Origin of the sequence: Actinomyces procaprae, assembly GCF_004798665.1 — a bacterium.
In the GTDB taxonomy this organism is placed as follows: Bacteria; Actinomycetota; Actinomycetes; order Actinomycetales; family Actinomycetaceae; genus Actinomyces; species Actinomyces procaprae.
Genome location: NZ_CP039292.1, coordinates 1,734,510 through 1,750,584 on the forward strand (window position 1 = coordinate 1,734,510; position 16,075 = coordinate 1,750,584).

The window sequence follows — 16,075 nt, forward strand, 5'->3', positions numbered from 1 at the left end:
CGCGCCCGCTTGGGCGGCGGGATCAGACCTCGGCGCAGTCGTCGGGGACGAAACCGGCGTCGAGGATGCCCACGAGGTTGGAAACGCGCTCGTCGAGCGTGCGGCCCAGGCCCTGGGGCGTGATCGTGTTGGTCAGGGAGATGCCGTCAAGGGCATCGTTGTAGTCGAGCTTGCCGACACTCAGCATGGAGGCGACCATGCCGTGGGTGTCCATGCCGTTCTCCGGGTTGGCTCCCGGGGAGAACGGGGTGCCCTTCTGGTGGCCGGACGGGAAGGAGCCGGTGGCCTTGCCGTAGACGACGTTGGAGGTAATCGTCAGCACGGACTGGGTCGGGATGGCGTCCCGGTAGAAGGGCTGCTCCTTGATCTTGGACATGATCGTGTGGACCACGGTCGCGGCGATATCGTCGGCGCGGTCGTCATCGTTGCCGTAGATCGGGAAGTCGCCCTCGGTGACGTAGTCGACCACCAGGCCGGTCTCATCGCGCACCGGAGTGACCTTGGCGTACTTGATGGCACTCAGCGAGTCGGCGACGATCGAGAGCCCGGCGATGCCGCAGCCCATGGTGCGCACGATCTCGGAGTCGTGCAGCGCCATCTCGATGGACTCATACGCGTAGCGGTCGTGGCAGTAGTGGATGATGTTCAGGGCCTCGACATAGGTGCCGACCACCCAGTCGAGCATCTTCTCGTACTTGTCCCACACCTCGTCGAAGTCGAGCGGGCCGTCGCCCTCGATCCCGGGCAGACCGGTGACGACCTGCTTGCCGGTCATCTCGTCGCGCCCGCCGTTGATGGCGTACAGCAGCGCCTTGGCGGAGTTGACTCGCGCACCGAAGAACTGCATCTGCTTGCCCACGCGCATCGGGGAGACGCAGCAGGCGATGGCGGCGTCGTCACCCCAGTGCTCGCGGATCTGCTCGTCGGCCTCGTACTGAATGGCCGAGGTGGTGATGGAGATCAGGGCGCAGAAGTCCTTGTAGCCCTTGGGTAGGTCCTCGTTCCAGAAGATGGTGATGTTCGGCTCGGGGGCGGGGCCGAGGTTGCGCAGCGTCTGCAGCAGGCGGAACGAGGTCTTGGTGACCAGCGGCCGCCCGTCCTCGCCGAAGCCGGCGTCCGACCACGTGGCCCAGTAGGGGTCGCCGGAGAAGATCTGGTCGTAGTCCGTGGTGCGCAGGAAGCGGGTGATGCGCAGCTTCATGACGATGTTGTCGATGAGCTCCTGGGCGCGGGACTCATCGATCACGCCGGCCTTCAGGTCGCGCTCGAAGTAGATGTCGAGGAAGGCGGACAGGCGGCCGATGCTCATGGCCGCGCCGTCCTGGGACTTCACGGAGGCGAGGTAGGCGAAGTAGGTCCACTGCACGGCCTCGTGGGCGTCCTTGGCGGGCCCCGAGATGTCGAAGCCGTAGGAGGCGGCCATGTTCTTGAGCTTCTTCAGGGCCTTGATCTGCTCGGAGTGCTCCTCACGGTAACGGGCCCAGTGCTCCGAGAAGGGCTTGTCCGCGACGGCGTCCTTCGCCTTCTGCTTGAGCTCGATGAGGCGGTCGACGCCGTAGAGGGCGACGCGGCGGTAGTCACCGATGATGCGACCGCGGCCGTATGCGTCCGGCAGGCCGGTGATGATGTGAGAGCTGCGTGCGGCCCGGATGCGCGGGGTGTAGATGTCGAATACCGCGTCATTGTGGGTCTTGCGGTAGCGGGTGAAGATCTTCTTGACCTCGGGGTCGACCTCCTTGCCCGCCTCCTTGATCGCCTGCTCGACCATGCGCCAACCACCGTTGGGCATCATGGCGCGCTTGAGCGGGGAGTCGGTCTGGAGACCGACGATGACGTCGTCGTCCTCGCTGATGTAGCCGGCGGGGAATGCGTCGATGTCAGACGGTGTGTGGGTGTCGACGTCGAGGATGCGCACCTTGCGCTCCTCCGACAGGTAGTTCTTCTCCAGGGTGTCCCACAGGCGCAGGGTCTTGTCGGTGGCGCCGGCGAGGAACGAGGCATCGCCGGTGTAAGGCGTGTAGTTGCGCTGGATGAAGTCCCGGACGTCGATATCCTCGGTCCACGGGCCCGCGGTGAAGCCCTCCCACGCGTCGTGGCTGGTGGTCTCCTCCGCAGTGGCGGATGCTGTGACCTCGGTTGTCATCCGTGCCCTCCTATAGGGTGAGTGGCCGCGGCCACTCGCTTGCTTGCGCCCTTGTGGGGCGTGGCGGTACATCGTTGCGCCGTCGACTCAAGCCTAGGCCAGACGTCCCGGCTTGTGTAAGGTCAGCCGAAGCCGCCCCGGTGTGATCACTCACAGGTAGCCTCAAGACATCACTAGCCTAGGACTTTAGGCCCACCTCAATGGGGACTCACCCCAGGTCCTCACCACCGGCTCATGACAGCAAGGAAGGGCAGAATCCCCGCGATTCACGGCCGGTTCGACGACTCCGGGTGACGGCCACCACCCAGACGCCGCCCTCCCGGGACACGTCACCCGGCGCGACGCATCCGCCCCGAGCACCATCGCCCTCGCACTCCGCGCGGAACCCGCCGCGCCCCACCCCACATCTGGGACCGCCGTCCTACGGCCGCTGCGCCCCGCCCGCCAGGCGCCGGGCGGCCGCGCAGATCCCTCCGCAGTCCATCCCGAAGTCCGCCAGCAGCTCCTCGCGCGCCCCGGTGGGGAGGAAGCGCCTGGGCACGCCCAGCCGGGCCACCCGCGCCACCGCGCCCACTCCCTCGGCGAGCGCCGCATCCTCAACGGCGTCACGCAGCTGCGAGCCGACACCGCCCTCCACGAGCCCGTCCTCCACGACCAGCACGCCGTGCGCGTCCCGAGCCATGGCCACCAGCGCCAGGGGAACGGGAACCGGCCAGCGGGGGCAGACCACTCGCACGTCCAGGCCCTCGGCAGCCAGCTGCCGCCCCGCGTCGAGGGCCGTACCCGCCATTGCACCCACGCCGACCAGCAGCAGTCGGCCAGCTGCCTCACCCGCACTGCCCGAAGCGGTGCCACCCTGAACCGGGGCCGACTCGGCGCACGGCTCCAGCAGCACATCCACCGCGCCGAAGGGGCCGTCCTCCTCCCCCACCGTACGCACCGCGGGCAAGGGCGCCGGGAGTGAGCCCTTGGGGTAGCGCACCACCGTGGGGCCATCGTCCACCCCGACCGCGTCCCGCACGGCCTGCCGCAAGGTGGCCTCGTCGCGGGGCGCGGCCAGATGCAGTCCGGGCACGTGCGCCAGCAGCGCCATGTCCCACATGCCATTGTGGCTGGCACCGTCGGTACCGGTGATGCCGGCGCGATCCAGCAGGATGGTCACGCCCGCCCGGTGCAGCCCCACATCCATGAGCACCTGGTCGAAGGCGCGGTTGAGGAATGTCGCATACAGGGCGACCACCGGGTGCATTCCGGCGAAGGCCATGCCTGCTGCGCAGGTCAGCGCATGCTGCTCGGCGATCCCGACGTCGACGACGCGCTCGGGCAGGGCGTCGGCCAGCGGCTGCAGTCCCACCGGCTGCTGCATGGCCGCCGTGATGCCCACGATCCGCTCATCGGCGCGGGCCAGATCCACCAGCTCCTGCGCGACGACGGCCGTCCAGCCGAACCGGGAGGGCACCACCGGCAGGCCCGTCTCCGGGTGGATGCGCCCGACCGCGTGGAAGCGGTCGGCGGTGTCCTTCTCCGCTGGGGTGTAGCCGCGGCCCTTCTGGGTGATCACGTGCACGATGACCGGCTCGGCGTACTCGCGAGCACGGGTGAAGGCGAACTCCAGCGCGGTCTCGTCGTGCCCGTCCACCGGCCCCGTGTACTTGATCCCCAGGTCCTCGAAGAACGCGGAGGGCACCAGGATGTCCTTCAGCCCGCGCTTGAGTCCGTGCAGCGCCTCGAAGGCGGCGCGGCCGGGCGCGCCCTGGGCGAGCAGGGTGTGCTTGACGCCCGCGAGCATGCGCTCATAGCCGGGATTGGTGCGCAGCGCGTCCAGGTGATGCGCCAGGCCGCCGATGGTGGGGGCGTAAGAGCGGCCATTGTCATTGACGACGATCACCAGATGCTTGTCCGCGGAGTCCGCGATGTTGTTCAGCGCCTCCCAGGCCATTCCCCCGGTCAGGGCGCCGTCCCCGATGACCGCCACGATGTGCCGTCGGTCGTGCCCGAGCAGGTGGTTGGCGCGAGCAATGCCGTCCGCCCACGACAGCGCGGTGGAGGCGTGGGAGTTCTCGACGACGTCGTGCACCGACTCCTGCCGGGAGGGGTATCCCGAGACGCCGTCGCGCTCGCGCAGCCTGCTGAAGTCCTGACGGCCGGTCAGCAGCTTGTGCACATAGGCCTGGTGGCCGGTGTCGAAGACAATGGTGTCCCGCGGCGACCGGAAGGTGCGGTGCAGCGCGAGGGTCAGCTCCACGACTCCCAGGTTGGGCCCCAGGTGCCCGCCGGTGCGCGCCACCGTTGCCACGAGATAGCGGCGGATCTCGGCCGCGAGCTCCTCAATCTCCTCACTGGTCAGGCCACGCAGATCGGCGGGCCTGCTGATGCGGGACAGCAGCGGCGTGGCGGGCAGGAGCACGGGCCGGTCCGCCCCGCGGTCCTCCGCACCGACCACAGCAGTGTCTTCGCTCATCGGTGCGGCTCCTCCTCGTCCTGGTCTCCGGCGCTCCGGACCGCCGCGGCGTCGGGGCGAGCCGTCGGCACTGCCTCTCAGCATATGCATATCGACCAGGCACCGCCGCCACGACCCGCGCCGGACGGCGCCGGACGCCGCAAGAACACGTAGGGTTGGCACCGGAACGCGTGCACCGCCCGTCGGCCGGGCGCGCACCCACCGCACCGCCTTCAGGAGGAACGATGAGCACGACAGCGCCGTACGGGACCTGGCCCTCGCCGATCACACCCGGCACCATCACCACCCGCACCCTCTCCCTGTCGCAGGTGCGCGTCGACGGCGGAGACACCTACTGGGTGGAGCAGCGCGCCTCCCAGGCCGGGCGCCAGGTGCTGCTGCGCCGTGACGGCGACGGCCAGATCGGTGAGGTTCTGCCGCTGACTCCCTCCGACGAGCTCGTGGACGCCCGCACCCGGGTGCATGAGTACGGCGGCCGCGCCTACGCGGTTGACTCCGGCATCATCGTCGTGTCCCACGCCGGGGACGGCCGGCTGTACCGCTACGACGTCGCACACCGCATGCGCGGCCTGGTACCGCTGACCATCTACGGTGATGTGCGTCACGGCGACCTCGAGATCGACACGGCCCGCGCCCTGGTGTACGCGGTGCGCGAGGACCATCGCGGCGATGGGGAGGCGGTGAACTCGCTGGTGGCGATTCCGCTGGACGGCTCGGCGGCTCGTGACGACTCCGCCGTGAAGACGATCGTGTCCGGCACCGACTTCGTGGTCTCCCCCACGCTGTCCCCCGACGGCGAGCACCTGGCCTGGATGACCTGGAACCACCCCGACATGCCGTGGGACAACGCCTCGCTTCACGTTGGCGACCTGCGTCCGGACGGCACCATCGGCTCCCAGACGGTGGTCGACGGCGGCTCCGGCTACTCGGTGTCCGAGCCGCGCTGGACCGAGGAGTGCGAGCTCGTGCACGTCTCCAACGCCTCCGGCTTCTGGAACCTGTACCGCACCGAGGGCTTCCCCCGCCGCGGCACCAACCGGGAGGGCTGGACCGAGTCCCTGCGCACCCGTCCCCTGTACCCGGTCGACGCGACCTTCACCTCCCCCGCGTGGATTCTGGGACCGCACCACTTCGACGTGCTCGACGGCGAGCACCTGATCGCCTCCTGGGCGCGCGACGGCGTCTGGCACCTGGGCACGGTGAAGCTGTCCAACGGGGAGCTGGAGGAGTGGAACGTGGGCTGGCAGCCGCTGGGCAACGTCGCCTCCTCCGCGGGCCGCGTGGTCATGCTCGCCGGCAGCGAGACCGACCTGCCGAGCATCGTTGAGGTGCGCGGCCGCCAAGTGGAGGTCCTCCGGGGCTCGGGCGACTTCAACGCATACGACGTCGGCATCTCCTTCGCGGAGCCCCTGTCCTGGCCCACCACGGACGGCGCCACCGCACACGGCTTCTTCTACCCGCCGGCCTCCGCCGCCTATACGGGCCCCGACGATGAGCTGCCGCCCCTGATCGTGGGCGTGCACGGCGGTCCCACGGCGATGGACCGCACCGGCTACGACCTGCGCATCCAGTTCTGGACCAGCCGCGGATTCGCCTACCTGGCCGTCAACTACCGCGGCTCCACCGGATACGGCTCTGACTACCGCCGTCTGCTCAACGGCAAGTGGGGCGTGTACGACGTCGACGACGTCGTCTCCGGCGCCCAGTTCCTGGCCGCTTCCGGCAAGGTGGACCCGGCCCGCATCGCGGTGCGCGGCGCCTCCGCCGGCGGCTTCACCGCGCTGGCCGCGCTGGTCCGTTCCGACGTGTTCAGCGCCGGCACATCCCTGTACGGGGTCGCCGACCTGGCCCAGCTGGCACGCACCACCCACAAGTTCGAGTCGCACTACATCCAGCGGCTGGTGGGTGAGGACGACCTGGACGCTCCCGTGTACGCGGAGAGGTCACCGCTACTGCACATCGACGACATTCACGCCCCGCTGCTACTGCTGCAGGGCAGCGCGGACCCGATCATTCCCGCGGTGCAGGCCACCAGCATGTACGAGGCCGTCAAGGCCAAGGGCCTACCGGTCGCCCTGGACGTGTTCCAGGGCGAGGGCCACGGCTTCAACCTCGCCGCCAACGTCCACCGCGCCCTCCAGGATGAGCTGAGCTTCTACGCCCAGGTCTGGGGCCTGGAGTCGCCGGCGACCGAGCGCGCGGTTCTGCGAGTCGACAACCTCGACCGCTGACGGCGCCGCTGGGAGTGGAGGCGGCAGTGGGCGCGCCGTGGCGGGCGGCCACCGGCCGGCTCCGGTCCCGGGCGTTGGGCCTGCTGCGCTACCACCGCACCGGACTGTTCATCCTGGCGGTTCTCACCGGCCTGTCGGCGGGGGCGGGCGCAGTCGTCTTCCGGATGGGCATTGACCTGTGGACCCGGGTACTGACCGGCACCACCGACTACACCGCGGCGTTGGGCGCCTCGACGGGTGCTCTGGCCGCGCTCGGACCCTGGTTCGTGGTGGCCGCACCGGTGCTCTCCGGTCTGGCGGTCGGACCGCTGATGCACCGCCTGGGCACCAACACCACCGGCCACGGCGTCTCGGGGGTGATCTGGGCGGCACGCCGCTCGGACGGGACCGTGGCGCCCGGTCCGGCCGCGGCGGGGGTACTCGCAGCCACCCTGACCATTGGTGGGGGGCGGCTCGGTGGGTCCCGAGGGCCCCATCGCCGAGCTGGGCGCGTCCACGGCCACCGTCTTCGGGAGGCGTCTGGGCCTCCCCCGGCGCTCGGTGCGCCTACTGGCGGCCGCTGGCACCGCGGCGGGGATCGCCGCCGCCTTCAACACCCCGCTGGCCGGGGCGTTCTTCGCCCTGGAAGTGATCCTCATGGACTTCACCGTTGACGCCTTCGCCTTCGTGGTGCTGGCCTGCGTGTCCGCCACGGTGCTGTCCCACCACCTGCTGGGAACCACGCTGTCCCTGTCCCTGCCGGCCCTCGACCTTGGGGGCGACGCCCAGCTGTTGTGGGTGGCGCTGCTCGGGGTGCTGGGCGGCGCGGTCGGAGTCGGCTTCTCCCGGTGCAGGTACCTGGTGGCCGACGCGCTCGGCGCCGTCGCCGACCGGTTGCGGCTACCGGCCTGGCTCCGACCCGGGGTCGGTGGACTGCTGGTGGGCGCGCTGCTCCTGGCCGCCCCGGAGATGTACGGGGAGTCCGCCGCCGTCCTGGATCGGGCACTGGGAGGCGGTTACACGGCGGCGGCGCTGCTGGGGCTGGCGACGGCGAAGATCGTAGCCACCTCGGTCACGCTGGGGGTGGGCATGGCGGGCGGCGTATTCGCGCCCTCGCTGTTCATCGGTGCCGCCCTGGGCGCGGCCTACGGGACCGCGCTCGCTCCGAGCAGCCCCGACGCGGCCGCCGTATTCGGCGTGATCGGCATGGGGGCCGTTTTCTCCGGTGCGGCGCGGGCGCCGATCACTGGCACCGTCCTGATCATTGAGATGACCGGCCAGTACAGTCTGCTGCTGCCACTGATGCTGGCGGTGGCACTGTCAACCACGATGAGCCGGTTCCTGACCCGTACCACGATCTACACCGAGGAGCTGCGCCGTCGGGGCCACGACATCGACGACCCGGTTCACGCCACACTGATCGGGCGGGCGACCGCACGCGGCGTCATGAACCAGCCCCCGGCGGTCCTGGCGGCCAACAGCTCGCTGGCTCAGGCCGCGGAGGCGCTACGGGCCGCCGGCGTGCCCCGCCTACCCGTCGTCGTTCCCAGTACTCCCCTCGCCCGGGCGGGTGCCCGAACCCGGGCCGGCACGGGCGCGCGGTGGCGCGGCTGCGTCTCCGCCGTCGCCGTCGCTGAGGCGCGTTCGCGCACCGACGGCGAGCGCCCGGAACGGGTGATTGAACTGCCACTGGACCGGGTTCACGTCACCGTCGACGACGACGTGGCGCATGTGCTGGAGACGCTGATCGAGTCCCATCTGGAGGCGGTGCCGGTGACCGAGCCGATCGCGGACGGCGACGGCGAACTGCGCCTGGTCGGCTGGGTCAGCCAGGAGGACATGGTGCGCCGCCTGTACCGGCAGCAGCGGCGTGCCGTCGCGGCCGCTGAGCAGCGCACCTCCTTCGGCTCGCGCACGCAGGCGTGGATGCGGCGCCGTCGAGCGCGCCGGGGCAACGGGGTCGGATCATGAGCGGTCGCGGTGGACCGTCCCCTGAATGGTGTCAGAGATATCGGTGATGCGCTCGGCGTTGGTGACGATGCGGCGCGGATCCGCCAGCCACAGCTGGACGGCGCCGACCAGCGGCAGCAGCACCGGCAGGTACCACAGCGCCGCGCCCCACTGCGACCAGGCGGTGCCGGCAAGGCCTGAGGCGTTGACGGCGAGCAGGCCCAGTACCTCAACCGCCAGGCACGCCCAGCCGACGCGGCGCATGCGCCGACCATTGTGCGCCACGGCGACCGCCAGTACCAGGTAGACCAGTCCTGCCAGCACGCTGAGCGCGGCCGGCAGCCGACTGCCCTCGCCCGCGCGGGCGAGGGCGACGAATGCGGGAGCGAGGACCACCACGCCGAAGATCGCGAAGACTCCGACGAGTGCACGCCCCCAGCCGTGCGCGGGACGGCGCGTGTCATTCAGAGCCCGCGGCTGGGAAGACTCATCCATGCAGTAGCTGACCTCGTGTTGAACTGCGGGCCCGTGGTTCGGGCCGACGGAGCCGGGCGGCGCCCTGGCCGGTAGCCGACCCTGCGACGTTACCATTCCCCGCATGACAGAGATTATGACTTCCAGCCTGCCACCGTCCGCCGTGGGCGGTGATGTGCTGGTTCTGGCCGTGCGTTCCGGCGAGGACGCCCCGGAGCCGCTTACTTCCAATGCCCTCCCGAGCACGCACCCGGGGTGGTCAGCCCTGGCGGCGCTGCTGCCCTCACTGGGCTTCACCGGTGCGCTCGACACACTCGTGCGCGTGCCCGCAGCTGCACTCGGCCTTGACGAACCCGGAGCGCTCCCACCGACCGTACTGGTGGTCGGCACCGGTGACGGATGCGACGCCAATGCCCTCAGACGCGCGGCGGGGCGGGCTGCCCGCGACCTGGCGGGAACCGACCATGCCGTATTCGCGCTGCCGGCCGACACCGCCGAGGCCCTGGCAGCGGTCGCCGAGGGGGCGCTGGAGGGCGCCTACGCGTGGTCACGGCGGGTGCCCGCTGCCACCGCTCCCCTGGCGCGCGCGACGGTACTGACCGAGCTCGCCCAGGGCCGCCGCCCACTGCTGCGCCGCAATGCGGAGGACCCGGCCGCGCCGGTCGTCAAACGCGCCCGTATCCTGGCCGACGCCGTCGCCGGGGCCCGGGACCTGGTCAATGACCCGCCCGCACGTCTGACCCCCGCGGCCTTCGCCGATCATGCCCGGCGGGCCGTGGACGCCGTCGGGCGGGGTCGGGGGCGCCTGGACATCGAGGTGTATGACCACAAGCGGCTGGAGGCGGAGGGGTTCGGCGGCATCGCCGGGGTCGGCCAGGGGTCGACCCATCCTCCCCGCCTGGTCCGAGTCGAGTGGACCCCCAAGGCACGTCGCGGTGTCGCGCATGTCGCACTGGTGGGCAAGGGCATCACCTTCGACTCCGGCGGCCTCTCCCTCAAGCCCCCGGCGTCGATGCCGTCCATGAAGTCCGACATGGCCGGGGCGGCCACGGTGCTGTCCGCCACACTCGCCGCGGCGCGCCTGGGCGTGCAGGTGAAGGTGACCGCGTGGCTCGCCCTCGCCGAGAACCTGCCCGGAGGCTCGGCGCAGCGTCCCAGTGACATTGTGACCATGTTCGACGGAACCACCGTGGAGATCACCAACACGGACGCCGAGGGTCGCCTGGTCATGGCCGACGCCCTGGCGGCGGCGGTAGCGGAGGGACCCGACGCGGTGCTCGACGTCGCCACCCTCACCGGCGCCCAGATCGTGGCGCTCGGTGAACGCACCGGCGCCGTGATGGGGGCGGTACGCGATGAGGTCGTGACTGCGGCCGAGCGCGCGGGCGAGGACTTCTGGCCCATGCCGCTGCCGGAGTATCTGCGCTCCAATCTGGATTCCCCCTTCGCCGACCTGCGCAACGCCACGATGGGCTACCGGGCCGGCGGCATGCTGGTGGCCGGACTGTTCCTGCGCCAGTTCGTCGGGACCACGCCGTGGGGACACCTCGACATCGCCGGCCCCGCCTATAACGAGAAGGCCGCCTGGGGACTGACCCCGCAGGGCGGTACCGGGTTCGGCGTGGCGACTCTGCTGACCTTCTTGGAGGCACGCGCCCAGGATGGTGGCGGCAGCTCACACTGAGCGGACGAACACGCCCCGAGGGATGGGCCTTGCAGCGGGTCATGCCGTAGGCTGTCTGGGACTCAGGTCCCCCGCTTGCGGGACTGCGCCCGCCGCAGGGCGCCGATGCTCAAGGCCAATACGTCAGCGCCGCAGTTCGCGCCACCGACAAGGAGTGTACAAATGACCGATGCCAGTGCAGTTGATGGGATGAGCACCCCCGAAGGACGCGTGTACGACATGGTCGTGCTCGGGGGCGGATCGGGTGGCTACGCCGCGGCGCTGCGCGGCGCCCAGCTCGGTCTGAGCGTGGCACTGATCGAGGCCGACAAGGTGGGCGGCACATGCCTGCACCGCGGCTGCGTCCCCACCAAGGCACTCCTGCACTCGGCGGAGACCGCCGACGCGGTGCGTGAGGCGACCGCCGTCGGCGTGCGGGCCGCCTTCGAGGGTATCGACATGCCCGCGGTCCAGGAATACAAGAACAGCATTGTCAGCCGCATGTACAAGGGCCTGCAGGGGCTGGTCTCCTCGCGCGGCATTGACCTGGTCAACGGTTGGGGCCGCCTGGTGGCAGCCGACACCGTGGAGGCGGCGGGCCGCCGCTACCGGGGCCGGAACGTGGTGCTCGCCTCCGGCTCCTACCCCAAGACCGTGGGACAGGAGATCGCCGGCCCCGTCATGACCAGCGAGCAGGCACTGGAGCTCGATCACGTGCCCGGGTCCGCGGTGATCCTGGGCGGCGGGGTCATCGGGGTGGAGTTCGCCTCGGCCTGGGCCTCCATGGGCGCGCAGGTCACCATCATTGAGGCCCTGCCGCACCTCGTGCCCAATGAGGACGAGGCGATCTCCAAGCAGTTGGAGCGCGCCTTCCGCAAGCGCAGGATCGGATTCAAGGTGGGCACCCGCTTCGAGTCCGTCGAGCGCACGGACGGCGGCGTGAAGGTACACACCGCGGACGGCGCGGCCATTGACGCGGAGGTGCTGCTCATCGCCGTCGGCCGGGGCCCGGCGACCGCGAACCTGGGCTACGAGGAAGTAGGCGTGGCCATGGAGCGCGGTTTCGTCCTCGCCGACGCCCACGGCCGCACCAACGTTGACGGCGTGTGGGCGGTGGGCGACATTGTTCCCGGCGTCCAGTTGGCACACCGGGGCTTCGCGCAGGGCATCGCCGTCGCTGAGCGCATCGCGGGTCTCGACCCCGCCCCGGTCGACGACGTCAAGGTCCCCAAGGTGACCTTCTGCGAGCCCGAGATCGCCTCGGTCGGACTCTCGCAGGCGCGCGCCGCTGAGATTCACGGCGCCGAGAACATCGTCACCAGTGAGTTCAACGTCGCCGGAAACGCCAAGTCCCAGATCCTGGGAACCCAGGGCTTCGTCAAGCTGGTGGCTCTCAAGGACGGACCAATCCTCGGATTCCACGCCATCGGCGCCCGCATGGGGGAACAGGTGGGCGAGGGCCAGCTGATTGTTTCTTGGGAGGCCGACGCGAACGACGTCGCCGCCCTGGTGCACGCCCACCCCACGCAGAACGAGACCATCGGCGAGGCGGCCATGGCCCTGGCCGGCAGGCCACTGCACAACCACGGCTGACCGGTTCCGCTCCGGTCGGTCACCTAACCGTTCAAACACTCGATTCAACAACAAGAGACGGAGAGTCGATCATGTCCGAGTCCGTGAAGATGCCCGCGCTGGGCGAATCGGTCACCGAGGGGACTGTCTCCTCCTGGCTGAAGTCCGTGGGAGACACCGTCGAAGTCGGTGAGCCGCTGCTGGAGGTGGCCACCGACAAGGTCGACACCGAGGTGCCCTCCCCCGTGGCGGGCACCCTGCTGGAGATCCGGGTCGCCGAGGACGAGACCGTTGAGGTCGGCACCGTGTTGGCGATCGTAGGGGATGCGGCGGAGGCGGGCAGCGCCCCTGCAGCCCCCGCGCCCGCATCCCAGGAGGCGGAGCCCGAGCCGACGGCGCCGGTCGCCGCCGCCCCGGCGGCACCTGCGGCTGCGGCCGCCGCCGAACCGGCCGCGGCGCCCCCGTCGGCCGCCTACGTAACCCCGATTGTGCGCAAGCTTGCCCGCGAGCGGGGCGTTGACCTGGCCACTGTTACCGGAACCGGTATCGGCGGACGCATCCGCAAGCAGGACGTGGAGGCCGCGGCCGCCGCACAGGCCGAGGCCCAGGCTGCGTCGGCTCCGGCACCGGAGGCCGTTCCCGCGCCGGCCGCCCCTGCGACCGCGCCCGCCGACGCTGCGCGGCGCGCTTCCGCGACAGACGGCGCGGACCTGCGCGGTCGGACCGAGAAGATGAGCAGGCTGCGCCGCGTCATCTCCGAGCGCATGATGGCCTCGCTGCAGACCTCCGCCCAGCTCACCACGGTCGTCGAAGTGGACGTCACCCGCGTGGCCGCACTGCGCGCCCGCGCAAAGGATGAGTTCCTGACGCGCAACGGCACCAAGCTGACGTACCTGCCGTTCTTTGTTGCCGCCGCCACCGAGGCGCTCAAGGCGCACCCGAAGCTGAACGCCACCATCAGTGGGGACCAGGTGACCTACCACGACGTTGAGCACATCGGCATCGCGGTCGACACGCCTCGGGGCCTGTACGTCCCGGTGATCAAGAACGCCGGTGACATGAACGTCCCGGGCCTGGCCAAGCGCATCAACGATCTGGCGGCGCGCACGCGGGACAACAAGGTCGAGGCCGGTGAGCTGTCCGGTGCCACCTTCACGATCACCAACACCGGATCTGGCGGCGCCCTGTTCGACACCCCGATCATCAACCAGCCCGAGGTGGCCATCCTGGGCCTGGGCGCCATCACCCGCCAGCCGCGCGTGGTTAAGGATGCCGACGGCAATGAGGTCATTGCCGTGCGCTCGGTGTGCTACCTGTCGCTGTCCTACGACCACCGGCTGGTGGACGGTGCGGATGCCTCCCGGTACCTCATGACCGTCAAGAAGCGTCTTGAGCAGGGCGACTTCTCCGGCGAGCTGGGGCTCTGACACAGTAAGAACACGGCCAGAGCCGGCATAGCCACTCCGACTCCCAATGGGGCCCGCACCCTTGCGTGCGGGCCCCATTGTCATCGGTAGGCGCCTGCCACGAGGACGTTCCTTCTGGGGAGGGCGGTTGGGTAGGTCTCTTCCGGTCTGCCGGAGTGGTGGGTGCCCGGTGACGATCGTCGGCCCGGTCAGGAGGGACCGTCATAGGCCCAATCGAATGAGCCACTAGGTCGTGTCGGGTAAGTGGTTTGTGGTGGTGGGGCGGTGCTGGCGATGTGGGTGGTGCCTGGTAGCAGATGGCGAGTTGGCGTGCCTGGTGGCAATGGGGCTCCAGTTTGAGGGCGCTGTGTGCGCCCGTCGAGGGGCGAGTGGGTCTCGCGCCGCCCTGGTTGGACCGCTCACGCCCCGATGGACCGCTCACGCCCCGATGGACCGCTCACGCCCCGTTGGACCGCTGTCAACGGCGGCTACGGCGGTCCAACGGGGCCACAGGGGTCCAACCGGGGCACAGGGGTCCAACCGGGGCATAGCGGTCCAACTGGCAGGCTCGACGGCCACGCACACAGACGCTCGACCGCGCACCGCCACCCAAGCACTCACATAACCGGGCCTGACGGCACCGGCGAGCGCGGTGGCGGCGTTGCGGCGACTCACCGAGTCCCTGGAACTCGCACAGGTCGAGGCCGCCCTGCGTGCCGACATGGGGTGGACCGAAATCGCCACACATCTGGGTGTCACCCGCCAGGCCATCGCGCGTCGACCAATTCGCACCGCAGCAGCCGAAACCCCGAACTCAAGCACCGCGGCAGTGCCGATAACTCAGTGCCACAGCAGTGCCGACAACTCAGTACCGCGGCGGATAGCAACAACGGTTGACAGCACCACCCATGTCAACGTACGTTGCTTACATGGGTTCTTCAAACACGCCAGCACCCGACCAGGTGGCCTCCGCCGCAGCGGATACAGCTGATCCCGCTGCCGGCCTACGTGCGGTGGCGGCGTTGCGGCGACTCACCGAGTCCCTGGAACTCGCACAGGTCGAGGCCGCCCTGCGTGCCGGCATGGGGTGGACCGAGATCGCCACACATCTGGGTGTCACCCGCCAGGCCGTACATAAGAAGTACGCCAAACGCGTGGAGCCGGGTCTGGCTCCCATACGAAGGAGGTCACGTTGACCATGAGTACGACCACACACCTGCTCGCCTTGATCACCTGCTCCTGGCATGAAGCCGGTCGACTGCGCCATCCCGAAGTCGATCTGGACCATCTGCTCCTGGGCCTGCTTGCTGAGGGCGGCGCGGCCGCGGCCCTACTGGGCGCCCACGGCGTCACTCTCGCCAACGCCCGAGGCGCGATACGGGATGTGGCTGACGCCGATCTAGCCGCTATCGGCGTCGACGTCTCCGCCATGCCGCAGAACCTTCCGGAAAGTGTAGGCACGGAACCATTGGCCAATTTCGGTGAGATACCCATGTCCGCTCGGGCCGAACAGCTCGTGAACGACCGAAACACCTCGTTCAAAACCTCACTGTCCGCGCTGCAGGCCCTGCTGGGCACCGAAGTAGCGATTCGCCCACTCGTCCTACTCGGTGTTGATCCGGATCACCTACGCAACGATGTTGCCGCCTACAAACAGCGCCGTCCGAACCCGGTGGCACGCCGTGCCGGCGTCATGGTCGACCACACGCTGCTTGCCGAACAGCCGTCGGCCGCTGAGCGCCTGAGCCGGTTCATCTCCGCACCGCCGGCACAGGTGCACGGCGTCCTGGCCGATCCGTCACTATTGTCCAGTTGGGCGGTTCTCGCCACGGAGATACGCGCAACCCGTCCGGACGGCATCATCACCCGTAGCGGCTCACGGTCCGGAAGCCGCCACATGGACCTGCGCTGGAGGCGCTTCGAACCGACGCCAGATTCAGTCGTCTGGGTCAAGACGATGTTGAACGGACCCGCACCCGGGCGGGGCATCGCATATGACCGCTTCGATCTTGCACCCGCCCCCGGCGGATGCGCGCTCACCTTCACCCGTGCTCACCGGATCTGGAACCTGTCCGGGCGGTTGCTGCACCCGGTTACGCAGCGGCTGACACGCATCGGCATGGTCACGGCCCTCGGCGCCCTGGCCCGGACCGTAGCCGCATCCGAGTGAGGCTCAGCGTCGGGGCGTTGCGCGCA

The 16,075-nt window shown here is 69.8% G+C and carries 10 protein-coding genes; 7 read left to right on the forward strand and 3 right to left on the reverse strand.

Translation table 11 applies throughout. From position 1 onward, the window contains the following. Window positions 1-22: 22 nt before the first annotated feature. Together pflB and dxs are read right to left on the reverse strand one after the other, a co-directional pair. On the reverse strand, window positions 23-2,143 hold the full coding sequence (pflB, locus tag E4J16_RS06945; RefSeq protein WP_136194408.1) for a formate C-acetyltransferase: 2,121 nt from the start codon (window positions 2,141-2,143) through the stop codon (window positions 23-25). 421 nt (window positions 2,144-2,564) lie between these two features. Further along, the gene (gene dxs, locus E4J16_RS06950) at window positions 2,565-4,604 is read right to left on the reverse strand and encodes a 1-deoxy-D-xylulose-5-phosphate synthase (RefSeq protein ID WP_136194407.1); all 2,040 of its coding nucleotides are present in this window, start codon (window positions 4,602-4,604) and stop codon (window positions 2,565-2,567) included. A gap of 224 nt (window positions 4,605-4,828) precedes the next feature. Between dxs and E4J16_RS06955 the strand changes: the two genes are divergently transcribed. Next, window positions 4,829-6,835 (forward strand): alpha/beta hydrolase family protein, encoded by a 2,007-nt coding sequence (locus E4J16_RS06955; protein ID WP_136194406.1) that lies wholly within the window; start codon window positions 4,829-4,831, stop codon window positions 6,833-6,835. Between the two features lie 441 nt (window positions 6,836-7,276). Then, window positions 7,277-8,785: a chloride channel protein gene (locus E4J16_RS06960; protein ID WP_338028880.1), complete on the forward strand. Its 1,509-nt coding sequence runs from the start codon at window positions 7,277-7,279 to the stop codon at window positions 8,783-8,785. Here the strand turns inward: E4J16_RS06960 and E4J16_RS06965 are convergent. Beyond that, entirely contained in the window at window positions 8,780-9,259 is a 480-nt protein-coding gene (locus E4J16_RS06965) for a hypothetical protein (RefSeq protein ID WP_136313614.1), read from the reverse strand. The genes E4J16_RS06960 and E4J16_RS06965 overlap by 6 nt on opposite strands. Before the next feature lie 103 nt (window positions 9,260-9,362). Between E4J16_RS06965 and E4J16_RS06970 the strand changes: the two genes are divergently transcribed. The 5 genes from E4J16_RS06970 (at window position 9,363) to E4J16_RS06990 (ending at window position 16,049) form a co-directional block, all read left to right on the forward strand. Continuing rightward, on the forward strand, window positions 9,363-10,922 hold the full coding sequence (locus E4J16_RS06970) for a leucyl aminopeptidase (protein WP_136313615.1): 1,560 nt from the start codon (window positions 9,363-9,365) through the stop codon (window positions 10,920-10,922). Between the two features lie 162 nt (window positions 10,923-11,084). Further along, window positions 11,085-12,494, forward strand: coding sequence for a dihydrolipoyl dehydrogenase (gene lpdA, locus E4J16_RS06975; protein ID WP_240038343.1), 1,410 nt, complete (start codon window positions 11,085-11,087; stop codon window positions 12,492-12,494). Between the two features lie 71 nt (window positions 12,495-12,565). Continuing rightward, entirely contained in the window at window positions 12,566-13,900 is a 1,335-nt protein-coding gene (gene sucB, locus E4J16_RS06980; protein ID WP_136313616.1) for a 2-oxoglutarate dehydrogenase, E2 component, dihydrolipoamide succinyltransferase, read from the forward strand. 908 nt (window positions 13,901-14,808) lie between these two features. After that, window positions 14,809-15,075 carry a hypothetical protein gene (locus tag E4J16_RS06985; protein WP_136313617.1) on the forward strand — a complete coding sequence of 89 codons (267 nt, stop codon included), beginning with the start codon at window positions 14,809-14,811 and terminating at the stop codon, window positions 15,073-15,075. A gap of 2 nt (window positions 15,076-15,077) precedes the next feature. Next, window positions 15,078-16,049, forward strand: a complete 972-nt coding sequence (locus E4J16_RS06990; RefSeq protein WP_136313618.1) for an SRPBCC family protein — start codon at window positions 15,078-15,080, stop codon at window positions 16,047-16,049. The last annotated feature ends 26 nt before the right edge of the window (window positions 16,050-16,075 follow it).